Genomic DNA, 21,338 nt, shown 5'->3' with positions numbered 1-21,338 from the left:
CGGTGCACGCCGGTGGGGGTGTGACCGTGGCCTCCCAGGGTGGCGAGGTCACGACATGACGTACTTACGCCACGGCCCGTTCAGGTGGGCGGCGAAGCCCTTCCGGGCCAGCGCTGACGTGGTAAATCGGCCTTCTGAGCAGCCTGCCCACCGGGTCTGAGGGCCGGGACGCAGCCGCGACCGTCGGCCAGACTGACGCCATGCCCGATCTTGGACGATCAGTGACGACCACCGAGGAGGCGGACCAGGCGTCCCCTCGGGACATTCGTGTGCCTGCCGGGGCCGTGGCCGCGGAGGAGCAGCTGCACGCGGTCTTCCAGCAGCTGGGGCACGACCTGCGGCGCGCCGAGTCGGCCGTGGCCGACCTGGTGCGCGACCGGACCCCGGACGACGGCCGGGTGCGCGTGGAGACGGTCGACGGCCCGGTGGCACAGGCCCGCCGGGTCCTGGAGCTCGAAACGGGTGCGCGCCACACGTTCCAGGCGTTCCTGACGGGCCTGAACAGGATTACGCCGGTGCCCGAGACCCTGTCGGCGGCGTCGGACCCGCCCGCCGACTACCGCCGGGCTCCCTCCGGGGTCACCTACCAGCTCCTGGTCGACCGCGACTTCCTCGCCGAACCGGCGGCGGTGGCCGCCCTGGAGGAACGGGTACGACGCGGTGAGCAGGTGCGGGTGACGGACAGCCCGCTGCTCAAACTGGCCGTGGCCGACGGGGACGTCGCCATGGTCCAGCTCGGCCCGGAGCGTGCGGTGCTGCTGCGTCAGCCGCTGACGATGCTGGTGACCGAGCTGTTCGCCGCTGTGTGGCGGCACTCCCGGCCGTACTTGCGCGAGGTCGCCGAACTCACCCCGGTCGACCGGCAGATCCTCCAGTTGATGCTCTCCGGCCTTACGGACGCGGCGACCGCGAATCAGCTCGGCACCTCGCCCCGCACGGTGCAGCGCAGGCTGCGGGCGCTCATGGACCTGGCGTCGGTGACGTCCCGGCTGCAACTGGGCTGGTACGCCATGCGCAACAACTGGATCTGACCGTCGGCCGCTCGATGCCGGGGCGGGGCCGTTCCGCCCGTCCGGACGGGGGGTTGGCGAGAGCGCGTCATGTCGCCACCTCGCCAGCCCAGCACCCCTGGTGACCTGCTGTGCCGAATCCATACTGCTGTGTGGTCACCACCTCGCGAACGGCCCCCGGCTCCTGCGTGGACTTCCTGTGAAGGAGAGTGCGTGTTGAGGCAAGTCCTCTCACGGCGACGCGGCATCGTCGCCTCCGTGGCTGCGGATGTCATGGACCTGCCACTGCCTGGGCGCTGACCTCGCCCCCTGTCACCGGCGTGGACCGGCCCCGGCCGGTCCACCGCCCCGGCCTGCCCCCGCTCACATCGTCTGGAAAGAGAGTCCGCACGTGAGACAGCAACTTGCGCGACGGCACGGCCTGCTGGCCGTCGCGCTCACCGTGGCCTTGGGGGTGCCGCTCCTCGCAGCGGTCCCCGCCACCGCCACCGCCGACCCCGCACCGTCACCCGCATCCGAACTGCGGGCCAAGGCCGACGCCAAGGTCGTCCGGCAGCTGGAGAAGCAGGACGCCACGACGTTCTGGGTGCAGCTCGCCTCCCGGGCCGACACCTCGGCCGCGAGGAAGGAGAAGACGAGGACGGGCCGGGACAAGGCCCTCATCGCCGCCAGGAAGAAGCACGCCGCCACCACCCAGGCCGGCATCGAGGCCCTGGTGAAGAAGGCGGGCGCGCACTCCACCTCGTACTGGATCAGCAACACCGTCAAGGTCACCGGCGACAAGGCCCTCGCCGCGAAGATCGCCGCCCGTCCCGAGGTCGCCGCGATCGAGGCCGACCAGCTGCTTCAGCTGCCCGACGAGCTGCCCGCCGAGCAGGAGCCCCAGGTCGACGGCGTCGAGTGGAACCTCGACAGCATCAACGCGCCCAAGGTCTGGAACGAGCTGGGCGTACGCGGCGACGGCATCGTCATCGCCAACATCGACACCGGCGTCGACTACCAGCACTCGACGCTGATGAGCACGTACCGCGGCCTGAAGACCGACGGCACCTACGCCCACGACTACAACTGGTCCGACGCCACCGCGAGCTGCTCGGGCGACGCCCCCTGCGACGACCACGGACACGGCACCCACACGATGGGCACCATGGTCGGCGACGACCACGACGGCAACGAGATCGGTGTCGCGCCGGGAGCCCGGTGGATCGCCGCCAGGGCGTGCACCACGCTCGGCTGCCCCCGGGACGCGCTGATGGGCGCGGGCCAGTGGATCCTCGCTCCCACCGACCGCAACGGCGACAACCCGCGCCCGGAACTCGCCCCCGACGTCGTCAACAACTCATGGGGCGCCGACGTCATCGACACCTGGTACAAGGACATGGTCCAGGCGTGGAGCGACGCCGGGATCTTCTCCGCCTTCTCCAACGGCAACGTCGGCCCCGGCTGCGCCACCGCCGGCTCTCCCGGCGCGTACACCAACAGCTATGCCACCGGCGCATATGACAGCGAAGGCGACATCGCGTACTTCTCCTCCCGCGGAACCGGAGAGGACGGGGCGGTCAAGCCCGACATCGCCGCTCCCGGAGTCGATATCCGCTCGGCCGCTCCCGGCGGCGGCTACGCCGTCATGTCCGGTACGTCGATGGCCTCCCCGCACACCGCTGCCACCGTCGCCCTGATGTGGGCGGCCTCCCCGGCGATCCGCGGCGATGTAGCGGCCACCGAACGCCTCCTCGACCGCACCGCACACGACGTCGACGACATCACGTGCGGCGGCAGCGCCGGGAACAACAACGTCTACGGCGAGGGCCGCCTCGACGCCTACCAGGCCGTCGTTTCCGCTCCGCGCGGTCCGCTCGGCGGTCTCCTCGGAACGATCACGTCCGGCGGCGCGCCCGTGTCCGGAGCCACCGTGGAACTCGACGGGCCGATGTACGCCCTCGCTGACACCCGGGCCGACGGAACGTACGGCCTGCCGAAGCTGATGGTCGGCGACTACCAGGTCAAGGTCACCAAGTACGGCTATACGCCTGCCACGTCCACCGCCATCGTCACCGAGGATGCCACGACCACCCGCGACCTGAGCCTCACCACGGCCCCCGCGGGCACACTCTCCGGCACCGTGCGCACCCTGTCCGGCCCCGAGGCCGGTGCGAGGATCGAGGTGGCGGGTGCCCCCGCCGACACCAGCACCACGACCGCGGCCGACGGTACGTACAAGCTCCAGCTGCCCGCAGGCACCTACCAGGTGACGGTCACGCCCATCTCCCGGTGTGCCACGAGCGGATCGTTCGGCATTGAGGTGCCCGCAGGCGAGGGCGGCAAGGACCTCGTACTGCCCAACCGGGGTGACCGGTTCGGCACCATCTGCAGGACCACGTACGGGGCCGCGTTCCCGTCCGGCTCGACCAGGCTCAGCACGAGCAGCGACTACGAGGGCTCGGCCACGGTCAAGTTCCCCTTCCCGGTGGCGCTGTACGGCAAGACGTACAGACAGGCCACGGCCAACATCGAGGGCTACCTCAGCTTCACGACGTCCAGCAACCTCGGCGCCAACCGGACCCTGCCCTACATGGGCTCTCCCAACGGCTCGCTCTACCCGTTCTGGGACAACCTCCAACTGGCCACCGGCACAGGCGACATCTACTGGTCGAACCGGGGCACCGCCCCGCACCGCGAAGTCGTCGTGGAGTGGCGCAACGCCGTGACCAGCACCGCGCGCACCCAGAAGCTCGACTTCTCGGTGGTGATCGGTGAGGACGGCACGTACTCCTTCCACTACCGCAACATCACCGGCGCCGACTACGCGCGCGGCCTGAGCGCCACGATCGGCGCCGAGAACGCGGACGGCACCGACGCCCTGCAGTACTCCTACAACCAGGTGTCCGTGAGCGAAGGCATGGCGGTGGAGTTCACGCCCACCCGCAGCGCCGCCCTCACCGGTACCGTCACCGACGGCAACGACAACAAGGCGCTCGCCGGCGCCACTGTCACCGTCGCCCGTGACGGCGAGCCCGTCGCCAGCGGGACCACCGCGCCCGACGGCACCTACCTGGTGCAGGCGCCGGTGACCGGTGACCGGACCGACTACGACGTCACCGTCTCCGCCGCGCACTACACGGCGTACGAGGGCACCGTGCCGCTCACGTCCGGCTCCACCGAGCAGCTCTCCGCGGCCCTGGCCACGGGGCGGGTCACCGCCACGCCGGCCGCCGCGACGACCGTCGTCGTACCCGCCGAGCAGAGCAGGCAGCGCACCATCACCCTCGCCAACTCCGGTTCAGCCACCGGCTACACCATCACCGAGGCGGGCGGCGCCGGATGGTTCAGCGCCGCTCCGGCCGAGGGGCAGCTGGCGAAGGGCGGTGAGCAGAAGGTCGTGCTCACCTTCGACACGCACGGAGTGGCGCCCGGCACCGTCCTCAAGGGCAGCGTCGTCATCGCCTCCGACAGCGGACGGGCCGCCGAGACCAAGATCCCGGTGACCGTGTCCGTACCCGGCTACCGAACAGCGATCGACGCCGGCGGGGCCAAGGCGTACACCGACTTCGCCGCCGACACCTGGACGCCGGACCAGAAGTACACGGCCGGCTCGTACGGCTACATCGGCCGGTCCACGAAGGCGAGCACCACCAACGCCATCGAGGACACCACCGACGACAATCTCCTGCGCACCGCGCGCGAAGGCGCTGTCGAGTACCGCTTCGACCAGGTCCCCGACGGCATCTACCAGATCGAGCTGGACTTCGCCGAGCTCGGCGAAGTCGCGGCCGGACAACGCCTCACCGACGTCCTCGCGGAGGGCGCCGTCCACCTTCCCGACCTGGACATCGTCCGTACGACCGGCGGCAGTTACCGGGCCCTGGCCAAGTCCTTCACGGTCAAGGTCACCGACGGGCAGCTGAACCTCCGCCTGGTCGCCACCGGAGCCGAGAAGACCCTCGTCAACGCCGTCCGCGTCACCCAGCGGCCCGACCTGAGCAGCTGACCACATGAGGAGTTCAGACGTGAACCGACACAGACTCCGGTGGCGAGGACTGCTCGCCACCACGCTGGCCACGATCATCGGAGCACCCTTCCTGGGCGCACTTCCGGCCGTTGCCGCCGACCCCGCACCGACCGCTCCGTCCGCTCTGCAGAGCAAGGCGGACAGCGCCCTGCTCAAGGACTTCACGCAGGCCGACCAGGTCTCGTTCTGGGTGCAGCTCGACTCGCAGGCCGACACCTCGGCCGCGAAGAAAGCCACCACCAAGACCGGTCAGGGCCGCGCCGTCCTGAAGGCCAAGACCGCATACGCCAAGAGTTCGCAGCAGGGACTCACGGCGCTGCTGAAGCAGTCCGACGCGTCCTACAAGTCGTACTGGATCAGCAACACCGTCAAGGTCACGGGCAGCAGAGCCCTCGCCGAGAGGATCGCCGCCCGCTCCGACGTCGAGTCGATCGAGGCCGACGATCCGATCCAGCTCCCGCCGACGGCCAACGGCACCAACGAGGCCAAGGTCGACGGCGTCGAGTGGAACGTCGACCGCGTCAACGCGCCCAAGGTGTGGGACGAGTACGGCGTGCGAGGCGAAGGCGTCGTCATCGGCAGCATCGACACCGGCGTCGACTTCCAGCACCCAGCACTCGCGGCCGGCTACCGGGGCCTGAAGACCGATGGCTCGTACGACCACGCGTACAACTGGTTCGACGCGACCCGCACGTGTGGAACGACGCAACCCTGCGACGACCAGGGGCACGGCACCCACACCGTGGGCACCATGGCCGGCGAGGACGGCACGACGAACACCATCGGCGTCGCGCCCGGCGCCCGCTGGGTCGCCGCCAAGGCCTGCACCACCGAGAACTGCCCGCGGGAAGCGCTGCTCTCCGCCGGGCAGTGGATGCTCGCACCGACCGACACCGACGGCGAGAACCCGCGGCCCGATCTCGCGCCCGACGTCATCAACAACTCCTGGGGCTCGGACAGCCTGGACACCTGGTACCAGGCGATGGTCCAGTCCTGGCGGGACGCCGGTATCTTCCCGGCCTTCTCCAACGGAAACGACGGCCCGGGCTGTGACACGGCCGGTTCCCCGGGCGCCTACACGAACACGTACGCCTCGGGCGCCTTCGACAACAACAACAAGATCGCCTCCTTCTCCTCGCGCGGCCCCGGCGTCGACGGCACGGCCAAGCCGAACATCGCCGCGCCCGGTGTGAACATCCGCTCGGCCGCCCCCGGCGGCAGCTACACGGCCAAGTCCGGTACGTCGATGGCCTCACCGCACACCGCGGCCACCGTCGCCCTGCTCTGGTCGGCGGCTCCGGCGCTGCGCGGTGACGTCTCCGCCACCGAGGCGGTACTGAACAAGTCCGCGACCGACGTCGACGACACCACCTGCGGCGGCACCGCGGCGTTCAACAACGTGTACGGCGAAGGCCGGCTCGACGCGTACGCCGCCGTCAACGCCGCCCCGCGCGACCACATCGGCGCGCTCACGGGCACCGTCACCATCGGTGGCGACCCGGCCGCCGACGTCGAGGTCTCCGTGGCCGGCCCCACGCACGCGAAGCTGACCACGAAGAAGGACGGCACCTACGCCTTCCCGCGCCTGGTCTCCGGCGAGTACACGGCCACCGTGACCAAGTTCGGCTACCTCACGGACACGGCCACGCTCACCGTCACCGACGGCGGCTCCGCGCTCCGCGACACGGCGCTCGCCACCGCCCCCACCGGCACCGTGACCGGCACCGTCCGCAGCGACTCGGGCACCGAGGCCGACGTCGCGATCAAGGTGCAGGGCACCCCGGTACGCGCGGCGACGGCATCCGACGGGACGTACAAGCTGACGTTGCCCGTCGGCAGTTACCAGGTCAGCCTGACACCGCTCAACCACTGCGCGGCCACCATCGGTATTGCGCTCGACATGGCCACGGGCACGGCCACCAGGGACATTGCCCTCGCCACCCGCACCGATGCTTTCGGCACGACGTGCAGTCAGGTGACCGCGGACTTCCCGGCAGGCGAGACGAAGCTCGATCTCCTGAAGCCGTCCGAGGCGTACGCGCCCGTCACCCCGCCGTTTCCCATCGCCCTGTACGGCCGCACGTACGACAAGGGCTGGGTCTCCCGCGACGGCCAGCTGATCTTCGGCTACCTCGCGCTGACGGACAACAGCCCGCTGCCGAACAAGGCTCCGGCGAACGGCGCTCTCTCCCCGTTCTGGGACCAGCTCGCCATGGATGCCTCCTCCGGCATCTACACGGCGGTACGCGGCACCGCCCCGCACCGTGAGTACGTCGTCGAGTGGCGTGACATGCTCCTCGCCCGCGACACGACCAAGCGCATCGGCTTCGCCGCCGTGCTCGGTGAGGACGGCACGTACACCTTCCACTACAAGGGCATCGCCCCGAGCGACAAGGGCTACGAGCAGGCCACCGGCGCCACCATCGGCGCCGAGAACCACGACGGCACCGACGCCCTGCAGTACTCCTACAACCAGCTCTCCGTCCGCGACGGCATGGCGATCCGTTTCCGCCCCGAGGGCCACGCGGTCGTGTCCGGCACGGTGACCGACGCCAACGACGGCAAGCCCGTCGCCGGTGCCACCGTCACGGTCACCCGCGGCGGCACGACCGTCGCCACCGCCACCACCCGGGCCGACGGGGCGTACCTGACCCAGCTTCCGGTGGCCGCGGCGGCCGACCACGAGATCACGATCGCGGCGCCGCACTACGCCTCCGCGACCCGCACCGCCGAACTGCGGAGCCTGTCCGCGCTGCGCACCGAGACCGCGCTCACCACCGGCGCGGTGCGGGCGGACAACGCGGCCGGGTGGCACCTGGTCGTACCGGCGGGGGAGCGGCGCGAGCGCACCCTGACCCTCACCAACGACGGCTCCTCCGCCCCGTACACCGTCGCGGAGAAATCCCGCGCCTCCTGGCTGAAGGCCGCCCCGGCGTCCGGCACGCTCGGCGCGGGCGCGCAGCAGCAGGTCACGCTGACGTTCGACACGACGGGCCTCCAGCCCGGCAGCGTCCACACCGGCACTCTCGTGGTGACATCGCAGAGCGCCCGCACTCCCACGCTCTCAGTGCAGCTGAAGCTGGTGGTCCCCGCCTACCAGCAGGGTGTCGACGTCGGCGCGGACACCGCCTCCGTGGACGTCCTCGGCGACGCCTGGACCGAGGACCGGCCGTACGCGGAGGGCTCGTTCGGGTACGTGGGCGACGGCACTGCCCTCACCTATACCCGCAAGGACATCGCGGGTGCCGGCAGCTCCCAGGCGCAGCAACTGCTGCGCTCGGGGCGGGAGGGTGTCAGCGAGTACCGCTTCGGTGCCGTCCCGAACGGCGTCTACCAGGTGGAGCTGGGCTTCGCCGAGCCGGCGGGCGTGAAGCCGGGACAGCGTGTCTTCGACGTCACGGCCGAAGGCGTGGAGAGGGTTCCCGACGTGGATGTCCGCCTGGAGTCGGGCGGCGCCCAGACCGCACTGTCCAAGACGTTCACGGTCAAGGTCACCGACGGCCGGCTGGACGTGGGTTTCGATGCGGTCACCGGCACGACGTTGGTCAACTCGATCCGGGTGACGCAGCGCCCTGACCTGACGGGCTGATCCGGCACAGCCGTAGGCGCACCAGGGCCCGCTCCGCAAGCATTCCGGGGCGGGCCCTTCGGCATCGGTCAGGGTGACCGTTGCCGCCAGTTGTTCAGTCCGCGCAGGCGAGTTCACTCATGCCGGGCCCGGAGGGCGTAGCCGTTGAGGATGAGCGACAGGCTCGACGTGAGGCGTCGCGCGTAGGGGACGTGGAGGGACTCGTTCGGGCCGTGGGCGTTCGCGCCCGGGCCCAGCACTCCGCAGGCCAGGAACTGTGCCTCGGGGAACTGCCGGGTCAGCTTCCCCATCAGGGGAATCGTGCCGCCCTGCCCGATCCGGGCGACGTCCGCCCCGTCGAAGCATGCCCGGCTCGCCGCCGACAGTGCCGCTCGGAGCCACGGCTGTTCGGCGGGTGCGTGCCAGCCGTCGGCGAGGACCCGGTCGGGCGTGAACCGGACCGACGTGCCGTACGGCGGGTCCGATTCAAGGATCCGGCCGACCTCCGTGAGGGCCGCCGCGCTGTCCACCTTAGGGGGCAGTCGCAGCGAGACCTTGACGCGGGTGTGAGGACGCAGCACGTTGCCCGCGGATGTGACCGGAGGAATTCCGTCGGCTCCGGTCACCTCAAGACTCGGGCGCCAGGCCCGGTTGAGGAGAAGCTCCTCGAGGTCGCGCGTCACCGGGGACGCGTTCCCGTACCAGTCGAAGCGGCCGGAGATCTGCTCGCCCAGGAGCGCCGCCGCCTCACGCGTCTGGGCGCGGCGCTCTTCCGGTACCTCGCAGTGAAGTGCGTCCGGGCGCAGCGAACCCGTCGCGCCGTCCTCCAACCGGTCCAGCAGCTGTCGCAGCACCCGGAACGACGACGGCACCACGCCGCCCGCGTCCCCGGAGTGTGCGCCGTCGCCGAGGACACGCACGTCGAGCGTCCCGCCGCAGGCCCCGCGCAACGACGTGACCACCCACAGCCGTTCGTAGTCGCCCGCGCCCGAGTCCAGGCAGACCACGAGGCCCACCTCACCGATGCGCGGCGCGAGCCGGGCGAACCAGTGGTCGAGGTCGGGGCTGCCCGATTCCTCGCCGGCTTCGAACACGCCGACGCAGCGCGGCCGGGCCGCGCCCTGCTCGGCCAGTGCCCGCACCGCGGTCACCGACGCGGGCAGCGCGTACCCGTCGTCGGCTCCGCCGCGGCCGTACAGCCGGGTGCGGTCGAATTCCGGTTCCCAGGCGGTGCGGCCCTCGGTCCATCCGTCGCCCGCGGGCTGCTTGTCGAGATGGCCGTAGAAAAGGACGGACTCCTGCGCCCGCGTGCCCTCGCCAGGCAGCTCGAAGAAGATCAGCGGCGTGCGCCCGGACGCGCGCAGGACCTCCACCCGCAGGCCCGGCAGCGGCACCTTCCGCAGCCATGAGGCCGCCGCTTCGACGGCCCGGTCGAGGTGGCCGTGGGCCTCCCAGTCAGGGTCGTACGCTGGGCTGACCGCCGGGACGCGGATGTGCTGCTGGACGAGGGGGAGCACCTCCGTCTCCCACTGGGCGTCGCAGAAGTCCCGTACGGGGCCGATATCGGCGACACCGGCCGGAACCTGCTCAGGCATCGGCGAGGACCCTCGCGGCCGGGGCGAACTCTATGCCGAGCAGCTTCTCCACCGGCGCGTACACCTCGGGCATGTACATCGTCCGGGAGAGCAGGAGGTTCTCGGCCGGGGCGACCAGGACGCTGACCTCCTTGCCGATCTCGACGTCGGCGGAGGCGAGCGGCTGCCCGGCCTCGTCGAACGTCGTGATCAGATCGGGGAACGAGGCCCGGCGGGCACCGGCGACGTCAAGTGCCATGTACTCGTTGACGATGTACAACGTGGTGCGCGCCGCGTCGTCCAGGACCGCGACGCCGACGTCCAGGCCCTCCCGCTGCTCGCAGCGGTACTCGCGCACCGTGCCGGTCACGGCGATCGCACCCCCGAGATGCTGGGCGGCGCCGAGCACGCCGCCCGCGAGGAAGCGGCGGCCCAGTTCGATGGCGAATCCGATCGCGCCCGGCGCGCCGTTCCGCACCGCGTAGCCGACCTCGACGGGGTTACGGGCGACACCCACCCAGCCGCCCGCCTCGACGGAGGCGCGCCGGACCACGTTCGATGTGGCCTCCAGGCCGCCGGAGACCGAGCCCTCGACGTACGCGTACGGCTTGCCGCCCGCGTAGCCCTGGGAGGAGAGGTAGCCCTCCTCCTGGTGCAGGCCCATCGCGCCCATCACGCTGGAGGGGTGGGCGCGGCCGTTGCAGGCCAGGTCGATGACGGGCAGGCCGGTCATCGCGGAGTGGAACCAGCCGTTGATGGTGGTCTCGGCGCCGTTCTCGTTCGTGTGGATCGCGACGAGCGGGCGCGGCAGGTCACGACGGAGCAGCTCCAGGGCGCGCAGCAGGTGCGTGGGCAGAACCTGGGGGTCGGGCGCCGCAGGGGCGCCGACCAGGGCCACCGTCGCGGTCAGGTCGTCGGCCGCGAACTCCTCGGCCGTCCACAGCTCCGGTACGCCGATCTGGAGGGCCAGTTCAGCGGTGCGCAGCCCCCGCTCGACGAATCCGCCGCCGCCTCCGCCCAGTACGGCACCGCCGTACACGGCCGCGCGGATGTCGTCATGGGTCAACTGTCGCTTCACGGGGGTCTCCCAGGGTGGTTCTGTACAGGTGTGCGAGAGGGCGCAGGGGCGTCCGGCTACTTGGCGGCCTTGAACACGCCGTTGCCGAACGAGTAGAGGGCGTCACCGGCGATCGCGCCGCCGGCGAAGACCTCCATGTCTTCCTTGGCCTTCGGGCCGAGGACACGCGGGGCGAGGACGCGGACGGCGATGCCGGCGGCGACCATCCAGCCGGCCATCGGTGTGGTGATCAGCAGCCCGGTCGCCAGGAGGATGCCGAGCTGGCGCCTCGAGCCACCGATCAGCTGCACGATCGCGCCGGGGATGGCCCACAGGGCGAGGTCCCGGGCGGTCTCGGCGGACGGGCCCGCCTTGATCGCGGCGACGTACGCGGCGTCGATCGGGGCGGTCTGCCCGTTGTTGAAGAACATCCGGTACGAGACCAGGACGACGACGATGGCGACGCCGAAGCCGATCATCGCGGCGATCAGCTGCTGACGGCGGCCCTCCAGCTCGAAGGCCGGGTCGGCGTTCTCGCCGCGCAGCAGATATCCCGCCTTGAGGTCGTACCCCATGTCGGCGAAGGCCGGACCGGTCGCGGCGGTGAAGCCGGCCAGTACGACGAGCGCCTCGGGCGGGAAGCCGATGAGGATCCCGAGCAGCAGCGTGATCAGGGCGATCGCGAAGGCCGGGAACCATCCGGAGTGCATCGACGCGATGCCGACGAGCAGTTCGTGCAGGAACGCGGCGACGGAGGCGAACAGGATGAAGCCGATCAGCATGCCGGGGTTCATGTGCGTGGCGGCACCGGTGCCGAACGCCAGCAGGACCGAGATCACGAGGTAGGCGCCGAAGCCCAGCCGCATGGAGCGCCCCAGACGCTGGGCGCCTTCCGGTGCGCCGACCGGTCCGGTCGCGTGGGTTTCGTCCGCAGGGGTGCGCCGGGCCTTGACGATGGTGCGGCCGACCTGGACCAGGGCGACCAGGCCGGCGCCCATCATCATGCCGTGAGGCAGGTACATGGCGCCCAGGTCGAGGCCGAACAGCGGGTCGGCGTACTGGTTGAACAGCAGGCCGGCGCCGAAGGCGGCCATGGCGCCGAACCCGCCGATCAGGGCTACGCCGAACGCCGACATCGGCAGCGTGAACGCGGCGCCCGCCAGGCCGGTCAGCAGGCCGAGGCCGAGCACCTTGGCGCGTCGGCCGCCCTCGTCGCCCGCCTTGATGGCCTGGGCGGCGGCGAGCCCGGGCGGCCAGGGGTTCTTCGCGGGGAAGGCAGGGGTGTCGTACATCCGGCGGAGCAGCCAGGCGTCGACCAGCATGGCGGCGGAGACCCCGATCAGCATCGGGATGATCATGTTGTCCATCCCGAACAGGAACGGGATGCCGATCGGCAGGAACAGGCTGTTCGCGGCGCCGAACGTGGCCGAGGAGATGCTGGTCTGCGCGAGGTTCTGGGCGTGCACCGAGCGGAAGCCGCGGAACCAGACGAGCGGTACGCGGGCCAGCGTCATCGCGGCCAGCGCGCCGATCAGCGAGGTGCTGGGGGTGACGCCGACCGTGGCGAGCAGCTGCACTCCCACGATCGCGCCGAACACGCTGAGCACCACGGTGAGGATCAGATTGCCGGGGGCGAGGGCGCGGGGATGACGGTGGCCCTCACTCGCGGGGTGCGAGGTCTCTGCCTGGGGAGAGGCGTCAGTGCTCATGGGTCTTCGTGCTCCCGTGCGGGTGGGCGCCTTGTCAGTCGCCTGGGGAAGTTCTAAAATATGGAACAGGGTGTGAATATCTGGATCTCTCTGGATCATCCATATGGCGCAGTCCGCCGTCAAGGGCTGCGCCCGGGTTCTCGACATGTGGGCCGTCCGGAGCGGCGGACGAGGGGCGGTCACGAAGACGCGCGGGTGCCCTTTACGATCGGACGACACGACTCGGGGGAGCTCGGGGGAGGCGGGAGAACGGTGAGCACACTCGCCAACGCGCGCGATGTCCTGCAGTTGATGGCACGTCTGCAGCGCGATCTGACCGTGACGGATGTCGCGGGGGCTCTGGACCTGCCCAAGAGCTCCGTGTCGCGGACGCTCAGCATGATGGCCGACTACGGCTTCCTCGACCGCGACCCGACGAGCCGCGCCTACCGCCCCGGCGTACTCGTCATGGAGGCCTCCTACCACTTCCGTGCCTCGCGCAGCACGGCCTCCCTCCTGGAGGAGGAACTGGCCAGGCTGGTCGCCGACATCGGGTACACCGGGTACGTGGACGTGCTCGACGGGCCCGAGTCGCTCGTGCTCCACATGCGGCTGGGGACGACCGGCGCCCTCCAGGCGTACACCCCGGCCGGCACCCGGGCACCCGCCTACGCCAGTTCCATGGGGCGGGCGCTGCTCGCCCGCCTGGGCGACGCTCAGGTGCTGCGCCTCGTCGACGCCCGCCTCGAACAGAGCACGGGCTCGGCGCCGCGCACCCCAGGCGAACTGACCTCCTGCCTGGCCCGTGTCCGCGCCGACGGCTGGGAGTCCTCGCGCGGCGAGTACGTACCGAACGTCGCCGGGGTCTCCGCCGCCGTACTCGACAGCGACACCGGACAGATTTTCGGCATAGGCGTCGCGCTGCCCGCGCCCGAGCTGCACGACGGGAACGCGGCCCGCTTCGGCCGGGCGGTACGGGACGCGGCCCTGCGCGTCGGCAAGCGCATCGGCGACCCGTACTGGCTGCGGTACGTCGAGACCGACGCGGGCCGCTGAGGCGCCCTCAGTCCAGGAGAGGTCCGAGGGCGGCGCCCACCACCGCGCCCGGCGTGAGGACCGGCACGGTGAGCCCCGCCGCGCGCAGTGACCGGCGATGCCGCGCCCCGTACCCCATGCAGTCGAGCATCAGGGCGTCCGCGCCGTCCTCGAGATGTATGCAGGCCGCCGCGAGCAGGGCCGCATCGTTGTCGGCGTACGGCGAGGCCGTGGTGAACGCGGGGGCCGGAACGACGGCCCGCCACTTCTCGCGCGCCTCGGTCACCTGCTCGGGCAGCGGTACGACGAACCCGACACGACTGCCCCGCAGGACGGTGCCGACGTAACCCGTGACCAGGGCGTCGGGCTCGACGAGCCGTGCCCGCCGGGTCCGCAGGCCGGGGAACGCACCGGTGCACAGGAGCACCACGACGTCGGCCCCCGCATCCTCCACCTGATCGATACGGGACTGCAGCCCGGCCCCGACGGCCTCGGCGTCCAGTGTCACGGAGCTGCCGTCGGCCAGTCGGCTCAGAAGGGTCGCGCGTCCCTCTGCCGCCCCGAAGCGGAGCTCGATCTCCCGACGGGTCAGACCGTCGAGCACCCCGGCGTGCCGTACGCGTGCGGTCGCCGGCAGGTGTGCCTCGATGGCTTCGGACAGGTCCGGACGCGGGGCCTGGCCGATGGTCAAGAAGGTGAGCGTGTGCACGGCGCCTCATCTCTCAGGAGTTCCAGATAATGGATATGAGTTCCGGATTAATGTAGTCGGCGCTGTCACGCGTGGGTAGGCATGCCTGTGACGCGCAGGCAGGTCCGCCGTCAGCGGTGCCTTCGACGCGTGCTTCTCAGCCGTGCTCCGCGGCGCGCACCACAGCTCGCGCCCAGGCGGCACGGCTCGTCCCGGCCGGGTAGGGAAGCAGCGCGGCCAGCGATTCGGCCCGTGCCAGTTCCTCGGCCCCCTCGGCTTCCTCGGCGAGCATGGCCAAGGAGGCACCGAGTGCGAGACGAGCCTCCACCTCGGCAAGGTGTTCCCCGGTACGTTCCGCCCGCGACACCTCGGCCTGAGCGCGCTGTCGGGCGGATTCGGCACGGCCGGAGAGGAGCTCCGCCCAGGCCGCCGGCACCGGTGCCGTGTCGCCGAAGCGGTCCAGCACCCGCAGTGCTGTCTCCGGCCGTCCTATGTGCAGAGCGAGCTCCGCACGTGCGGCGCGCACTTCATGGCTCGCCCGCAGGTCCCCGAGCGTGGTGACGACCGACTCGGCGCGGTCCAGGAGGACCTCGGCACTGGATTCCTCGTTCACGGCCCACCTGGCGCGGGCCAGCGCCGTGAGCGCGTACGGAAGGCACCAGGCTTCGGTCGGTTCCGCGCTCGCGACCGCGGCCTCGGCGAGAGCGCGGGCCTGCTCGGGCTCTTCCAGGAGCAGCCAGAGTTCCGCGAGGTTCGCCTGCTCGAAAGCGGCGGCAGCCGGGCCGCCGGACCGTTCGGCGAGGCCGAGGGCGCGCTCGCCCCTGTCGATCGCCTCGCGCAGCCGGCCGGCGCGGCGCGCGTTCTCCCGCAACATCGACAGAACCGATGCGAGCAGCAGCGGATCGCCGTAGGCCTCGGCCGGTGCCAACGCTCTGTCGCCCGCTGCACGTGCCAGGTCGAAGTGGCCCGCGAGTCCCAGATTGCTCGCCTGCAGGACGAGGGCGCGTGCCTTCAGACCGTGGCCGGAGTGCCCCGGCAAGCCGTCCGCCGCCGTCAGGGCGCGTTCGGCGGCGGCGCACGCGTCGTCGTAATGACCTTGGGTACTGAGGATGATGGACAGCGTCAGGAAGTGACCAGCCGTCGGTTCGGGAGCGGTTTCCTCCGTCACGGGATGCCGGCGCAGGATGGCGAGGCCGGGTTCGGGGGACCCCGTCCTGACCAGCATTTCCGCCAGCAGCGCCGCCGCGAGGACGCGGTTGTCGTGGTCGTGCAGCCGTTCGAACTCGGCCAGTGCCGGCCGCAGGGCGCCGACGGCCTGGTCGAAGTAGCCCATACTGCGCAGCACCTGAGCGTGCGCGAGCCGGGCGCGACCTGCGTCGACATCGAGCCGGGCTATCAGGTCCCGGTAGTAGCGGTCGGCCGTGTCGTTCGCGTAAAGGGCCGCGGCCCGTTCCGCCGCCAGGCGCAGGTACTCGGCCGCGCGGGCGTCGTCGGCGCGCGCGAAATGCGAGGCGAGCGTGTCGACGGCGTCGGGGCGGCGCCGGTGCACCGCCTGCGCGAACGCGCCGTGCAGGTGCCTGCGGCGGACGGCGGAAAGCCGCTCGTAGCAGGTGAGACGGACCAGCGGATGCCGGAAGGCGATTCCTGTCTCGTGCCGTCCGGTCACGACGACGGTCCGCTCCTCGATGAGCGCGGCGCCGATTGCCTCGTCCAGAGCGGTGATCGCCGCGGCCCCGGAGAGGGGCGGGTGCAAGCCCTCGGCGGCCACGGCGAGCAGCTCGGACAGTGCGGTCTCGGCACCGCCGACGGACAGCGCCTCCACCACGCGTCGTGTGTTTCCGTCGAGACGCGCGAGCTTCTCCGCCACCAACTGCCGCACCCCGTCCGGCGCCACACCCTCGGGGCCGTCGACGCCCAGGCTCCGGGCGAGTTCGCCGGCGAACAGCGGATTACCCAGAGACAGGTCCCACACCCGTTCCAACCGCTCCGCGCTGTCCGTCCCGGCCCCGGGAAGAGACGCGTCGCCCACCGCTTGTACGGCATCGCGCGCCACCGCCAGGCACGCTTCCCGGTCGAGGCGCTGGACGATCTCGTGCACGACCTGCGGTTGCCGCAGCAGCGCCGCGAGATCCGCGACCCGAGGACCGGAGTCGGCGAGCTCCTCGGCCCGGTACGTCACCAGGACGCGCAACGGGAATCCGGGACGGGAAGCGTGCCGTGCCAGGTGGCTCAGCAGTTGGTACGAGCCGGAATCCGCAGCGTGCAGATCGTCCAGAACCAGCAGCACCGGTTGAACAGCGGCGAGTTCGGTGAGAAGGCCGACCGTGGCGCGAAACAGCCGGTCGCGTTCCTTCTCGGGGCTGCGGTCACCGAAGGACCGTACCTGCCCCAACGACGGCAGGAAGGCCGCCAGTTCCGGATAGTCCGAGCCCACGCGGGCACGTTCGGACACGTCCTGTTCTGCCAGCCAGCCGTCGAGCGCTTCCGCGAAGACGCCGTAGGGGGTGTGCCCCTCCGCGTCGTGGCCGGCGCCCCACAGCACGGCGGATCCGGAGGTGGCGGCGAGCCGCGCCGCCTCGGCCACCAGCCGGGTCTTTCCCACGCCGGCCTCGCCCGTCAGTATGCGAACCGGCGGACCCTCGCTGCTGAGCAGCTGGTGCAGGAGCTCGTCCCGGCCGCGCAAGGGGGCCACGTCCAGGCTCTGCAGAGGTGCGGGCAGGGCAACCTGGGCCGGACCCCGCTTGCGCGTGGTAGCCAGTGCGACCTGGTGCAGACGCTCCGTCTCCGGGCCGGGTGCGACACCCAGCTCGGCGGCGAGCGCCTCACGGCACAGGTGGTACTGGCCGACCGCGCGCCGTCGCAGACCCTGGCGTATGTAGGCGTCGATCAGAATCAGGTGCGCCGCCTCCTCGGCCGGGCTGGACTGCAGGACGTGCTCCGCCATCGCCGTTGCCTCCTGCAGATCGCCCCTCTCCAGATGAGCCGAAGCCAGCCCCAGGTACATCTCGTCCTTCAGGGCGGTGAGACGCGCCCGCCGCGGCTCCGTCCACGAGAGGTAACGGTCCTCCGGCAGCAGCTCGCCCGTGAACAGGCCCAGAGCGTCCTTCAGTGCGATGGGGTCACGCGACGCCAGCGCGGACTCGGCAGCCTCTTCGGCATGGTCTGTGTCGACCCATACGGTGGCCGGGTCGAGAGAGAGCATCGCCCCGTCGGACACGAGGTAGGACGACGCGGCGCGCGGGGCGAGTTCGGGCTCCAGCGCGCGCCTGGCGGCGTGAAGCGCGACGCGGAGATTACCGGCGGCCGCGTGCCGATCGGCATCCGGCCAGCAGAGGTCCATGATCTGCTCACGGTGCAGCCGATGGCCCGGAGTGAGAGCGAGCAGCTTGACCAGTGCCTGGGCCGTCAGCCGCGGCCACCGCCCGGTCGGTTCGGGGCAAGCGTCACGCGAAACCCGAAAATGGCCGAAAAGGTGCAGACGCAGCAAAGGGGCGGAGCGGCGACCGGTGGTGGAAGGTGTTTGCTGCGTGTTCATGGGGGCGCCACTGTAGTCGAGCGCCCTGAGCCCGCAGGGCCCGGGGCGCGGCGGCGGTCGCTCCCCGGGGCGGAGCAATGGCGGTCCGGTGACGCGGTCTCTCGGGCGCGCGATGTCATGGTGGCGGAGTGCCCGGGCACTTCGTGAAGCCCGGTCAGTCGATGGCCGAGTCCCGTACGGTGCAGGTGTCGGTGTCCGCCGGGCACCAGTGGGTACGGCCGCCCACCAGATGAAGTTCGAGATCCGCGTCCCGCATGCCGTTGCGATCGAGGGCGGCACGCAGCGCGGTGGGCGCCGGCTGGGGCGGCAGCCCGAGTACACCGATGACCACGATGCCGTTGCGGCCCTCGACGTTGGCGATCTGCCATTTCCCGGAAGCCGCCCAGCGCTCGGCGACCGGGCGGGCGTCGGCGGCCAGGGAGCGGTCTCTGGCGACGCTGATCGTTCCGGTGGTCAGCGGCACGGCGACCAGCAGCATGAGCCCCACCACGGCTGCCAGTGAACCGCCGTGGAACCGTCCCACGGCGAAGCCCGACTCCTGTGCGACGCCTCGTACGCCGAAGACGAGGAAGACGACCGTGCCGGTCGCCACGATGGCCGCCACATTGGTCGCGAACAGCAGCGCGGACTCGCCGACGTCGTGATAGCGGCCCACCGTGAGCAGGAGCCCGGTCACGGCCAGCGGCGGCACCAGGGAGATGGCGATCGCCACACCCGGCAGGGTGTCCGAGATGTCGGCGCGTACCAGCGCGAAGGCGCCCACGGTGCCTGTGGCCAGCGCGGCGAGCAGGTCGATCAGGCGCGGGCTGATCCGGGACGTGACCTGACTGTTGGAAGCGAACGCGTCCGGCGGGGCGGCGATCCAGCCCAGAAGCATGCCGACCGCCACCACAGCCAGCGCACCACCCAGCACCAGCAGTACGCAGCGCACCACCTGCGACCGGTCGGCAAGGACCAACGCCAGTGCGCTGCCCAGGATCGGAGTCATGAGCGGAGCCACGATCATCGCCCCGATGACGGTCGCCGTCGAGTCGCCGACGACGCCCGCGCTCGCGATGACAGACGCCAGGACGAGCAGCCCCCAGAACCGGGTCGAACCTGCGCTGCGCAGACCCCGCTCGATGAAGAGCGCGTCGCTCATCCGGCGCAGCGTGGCAGCGTCGACGGACGCCATGGGTGTCCTCCTTGCCGGAACGGCTCATGTACCAGGCAGGCGCGGACCAGCCCGTTCCGGTCCGCGCCCGCCGTGGCCGGTCGGATCAGGGAGTGACGATGGCGAAGTCCGGGTCCGGAGGACTGAGGTGGCCTAGGAGTTCGGTGATCTTCCCCGCGTCACCGGTGATGCTGGCGCGTCCCGCGAGTTCTGACGGGGGCAGGCTTCCCAGCAGGACAGCACGCAGAGCGGCCTCGTCCAGAGCCACCTCGACGTCGGGAGCGAAGGCCGCCGGGCCGGTGCCGACGACGTGGGTGAGCACACCGTTGTGCAGCCGCAGTGTGACGGGCTCACCGCCCTTCACGTTCCACCGCACGGTGATGTCCGCGTCCCAGCTACGAGGACCGTCGACCCGGATGCACAATGCGTCGAAGAGCTGGTCCAGCGAGAGGGCTCTCAGGAAGTCCGGGGACGCGGTGACGGTCGGTGACCCGACCGGGCCCCGGCGAAGTTCCAGAGCTCCCGTCAGATAGAAGTTGCGCCAGGTGCCGTTCTCGCTGCCGTACCCCAGCTGCTCCAGTGCGTCCGCCTGCAGAGCGAGGGCCTCCGCATGCGTCGGGTCCGAGAAGACGACGTGGTTCACGACCTGCGCCACCCAGCGGAAATCGCCTGTGGCGAACGCGTCACGTGCCCGGCGTACCACCTCGTCGGCGCCCCCCATGAAGTCCACATACCGCTTCGACGCCTCGACGGGCGGGTGTTCCCACAGATGGGCCGGGTTCCCGTCGAACCAGCCCATGTACCGCTGGTAGATGGCCTTGGTGTTGTGACTGACGGAGCCGTAGTAGCCGTGGGTGTGCCATGCCCGCTCCAGCGCCGGGGGCATTTCGATCGTCTCGGCGATTTCCAGAGGCGTCATTCCCTGGTTGATCATCCGCAGCGTCTGGTCGTGCAGGTAGGCGTACAGGTCGCGCTGTTCGGAGAGGAAGTGCTGTGCCTTCTCCCGCCCCCACACGGGCCAGTGGTGGGAGGCGAAGGCGACGTCGGTGGAGTCGCCGAACAGGGTGATCGCCTCGGTCAGATACAGGGCCCAGACCCGCGGGTCGCGGACCTCCGCCCCCCGAAGGGTCAGCAGGTTGTGCAGGTTGTGGGTCGCGTTCTCGGCGAGACACAGGGCCGCGTGGTCGGGGAAATGGATGTTCAGCTCGGACGGGGCCTCGGTGCCGGGGGTGAGCTGGAAGACCATGCGGATGCCGTCGACGGTCTCCGTCTGCCCGGTGCGGGTGATGTCGAGCGTCGGCGGGATCAGGCCGACCGATCCCGTCGAGGTCGTCTGCCCCAGCCCCGCGCCGATCTGTCCCTGCGGGCTCTTGGGCAGGGCGGCCCCGTACATGTAGGCGGCGCGGCGCGCCATCGCCGTGCCCGCGTACACGTTCTCGCTGACCGCGTGCTCCAGGAAGCCCTCCGGCGCGATCACGGGCACGCCCGAGGCGACCTCCTCGGCGGTGACCACGCCCTTCACTCCACCGAAATGGTCGACATGACTGTGCGTGTACAGCACGGCGGTGACCGGGCGGTCGCCGCGATGGCTGCGGTAGAGAGCGAGGGCCGCGGCGGCGGTCTCGGAGGAGATCAGCGGGTCGATCACCAGGATTCCGCGCTCGCCCTCGACCACCGTCATGTTCGACAGATCGAATCCGCGGATCTGGTAGATGCCCTCCACGACCTCGAACAGTCCGTGGTCGGCGACCAGACGGCTCTGCCGCCACAGGCTCGGATTGGCGGTGGGCGGGCAGTCCTGCGCCAGGAACCCGTAGGCGTCGAGATCCCAGACGGTCGTACCGTCGGCCGTACTGATCTCGCTGCTCTTCGCTGTTCCCATGAACCCGCGCCTGGCGTCGTCCATGTCCTGGGTGTCGTCGAACGGGAATCGGCTGAGAATATCCTCGTTGGCCCGACTGATCGAAGTCTGGGCAGGCTTGGACTGCGTGTTCCCGGACATGGTGCGCTCCCTCGCGACA

The 21,338-nt window shown here is 70.9% G+C and carries 11 protein-coding genes; 4 read left to right on the top strand and 7 right to left on the bottom strand.

Features of this window, described 5'->3' with window-relative positions; genetic code table 11:
- Positions 1-200 precede the first annotated feature (200 nt).
- The 3 genes from ACWGO0_RS06685 to ACWGO0_RS06675 all read left to right on the top strand — a co-directional run bounded on the left by ACWGO0_RS06685 (position 201) and on the right by ACWGO0_RS06675 (position 8,608).
- Positions 201-1,031, top strand: coding sequence for a helix-turn-helix transcriptional regulator (locus tag ACWGO0_RS06685; protein WP_453529037.1), 831 nt, complete (start codon positions 201-203; stop codon positions 1,029-1,031).
- Positions 1,032-1,401: 370 nt separating this feature from the next.
- Positions 1,402-4,998: a S8 family serine peptidase gene (locus ACWGO0_RS06680; RefSeq protein WP_453529034.1), complete on the top strand. Its 3,597-nt coding sequence runs from the start codon at positions 1,402-1,404 to the stop codon at positions 4,996-4,998.
- Between the two features lie 19 nt (positions 4,999-5,017).
- Positions 5,018-8,608, top strand: coding sequence for a S8 family serine peptidase (locus ACWGO0_RS06675; protein ID WP_453529031.1), 3,591 nt, complete (start codon positions 5,018-5,020; stop codon positions 8,606-8,608).
- A gap of 113 nt (positions 8,609-8,721) precedes the next feature.
- On the opposite strand, the gene ACWGO0_RS06670 is transcribed toward ACWGO0_RS06675, so the two are convergent.
- From ACWGO0_RS06670 to ACWGO0_RS06660, 3 genes are read right to left on the bottom strand one after another with little or no spacing between them, the layout of a single operon-like run.
- The gene (locus ACWGO0_RS06670; protein WP_453529028.1) at positions 8,722-10,182 is read right to left on the bottom strand and encodes a M20/M25/M40 family metallo-hydrolase; all 1,461 of its coding nucleotides are present in this window, start codon (positions 10,180-10,182) and stop codon (positions 8,722-8,724) included.
- Positions 10,175-11,239, bottom strand: a complete 1,065-nt coding sequence (locus ACWGO0_RS06665) for an S-methyl thiohydantoin desulfurase domain-containing protein (protein WP_453529025.1) — start codon at positions 11,237-11,239, stop codon at positions 10,175-10,177. Before ACWGO0_RS06665 ends, ACWGO0_RS06670 begins: the two co-directional genes overlap by 8 nt.
- Positions 11,240-11,295: 56 nt before the next feature.
- On the bottom strand, positions 11,296-12,927 hold the full coding sequence (locus ACWGO0_RS06660) for an OPT/YSL family transporter (protein WP_453529022.1): 1,632 nt from the start codon (positions 12,925-12,927) through the stop codon (positions 11,296-11,298).
- Positions 12,928-13,179: 252 nt separating this feature from the next.
- Between ACWGO0_RS06660 and ACWGO0_RS06655 the strand changes: the two genes are divergently transcribed.
- Positions 13,180-13,962: an IclR family transcriptional regulator gene (locus ACWGO0_RS06655; protein WP_453529019.1), complete on the top strand. Its 783-nt coding sequence runs from the start codon at positions 13,180-13,182 to the stop codon at positions 13,960-13,962.
- Positions 13,963-13,969: 7 nt separating this feature from the next.
- Here the strand turns inward: ACWGO0_RS06655 and ACWGO0_RS06650 are convergent, their stop codons facing one another.
- From ACWGO0_RS06650 to ACWGO0_RS06635, 4 genes are all read right to left on the bottom strand, one after another.
- Complete coding sequence (locus tag ACWGO0_RS06650; protein ID WP_453529016.1) at positions 13,970-14,650, bottom strand: AroM family protein; 681 nt, start codon at positions 14,648-14,650, stop codon at positions 13,970-13,972.
- 136 nt (positions 14,651-14,786) lie between these two features.
- Positions 14,787-18,164, bottom strand: a complete 3,378-nt coding sequence (locus ACWGO0_RS06645; RefSeq protein WP_453529013.1) for an ATP-binding protein — start codon at positions 18,162-18,164, stop codon at positions 14,787-14,789.
- A gap of 154 nt (positions 18,165-18,318) precedes the next feature.
- A complete protein-coding gene (locus tag ACWGO0_RS06640) occupies positions 18,319-19,338 on the bottom strand; it encodes a DUF389 domain-containing protein (RefSeq protein WP_453529010.1) in 1,020 nt (339 codons plus the stop codon).
- Positions 19,339-19,423: 85 nt separating this feature from the next.
- Positions 19,424-21,319 carry an alkyl/aryl-sulfatase gene (locus ACWGO0_RS06635; protein WP_453529007.1) on the bottom strand — a complete coding sequence of 632 codons (1,896 nt, stop codon included), beginning with the start codon at positions 21,317-21,319 and terminating at the stop codon, positions 19,424-19,426.
- Between the last annotated feature and the right edge of the window lie 19 nt (positions 21,320-21,338).

It is taken from the genome of Streptomyces sp. NPDC055749 (assembly GCF_053617235.1).
The sequence above is the reverse complement of the archived record's forward strand: the minus strand, read 5'-3'. Positions and strand labels throughout refer to the sequence as shown.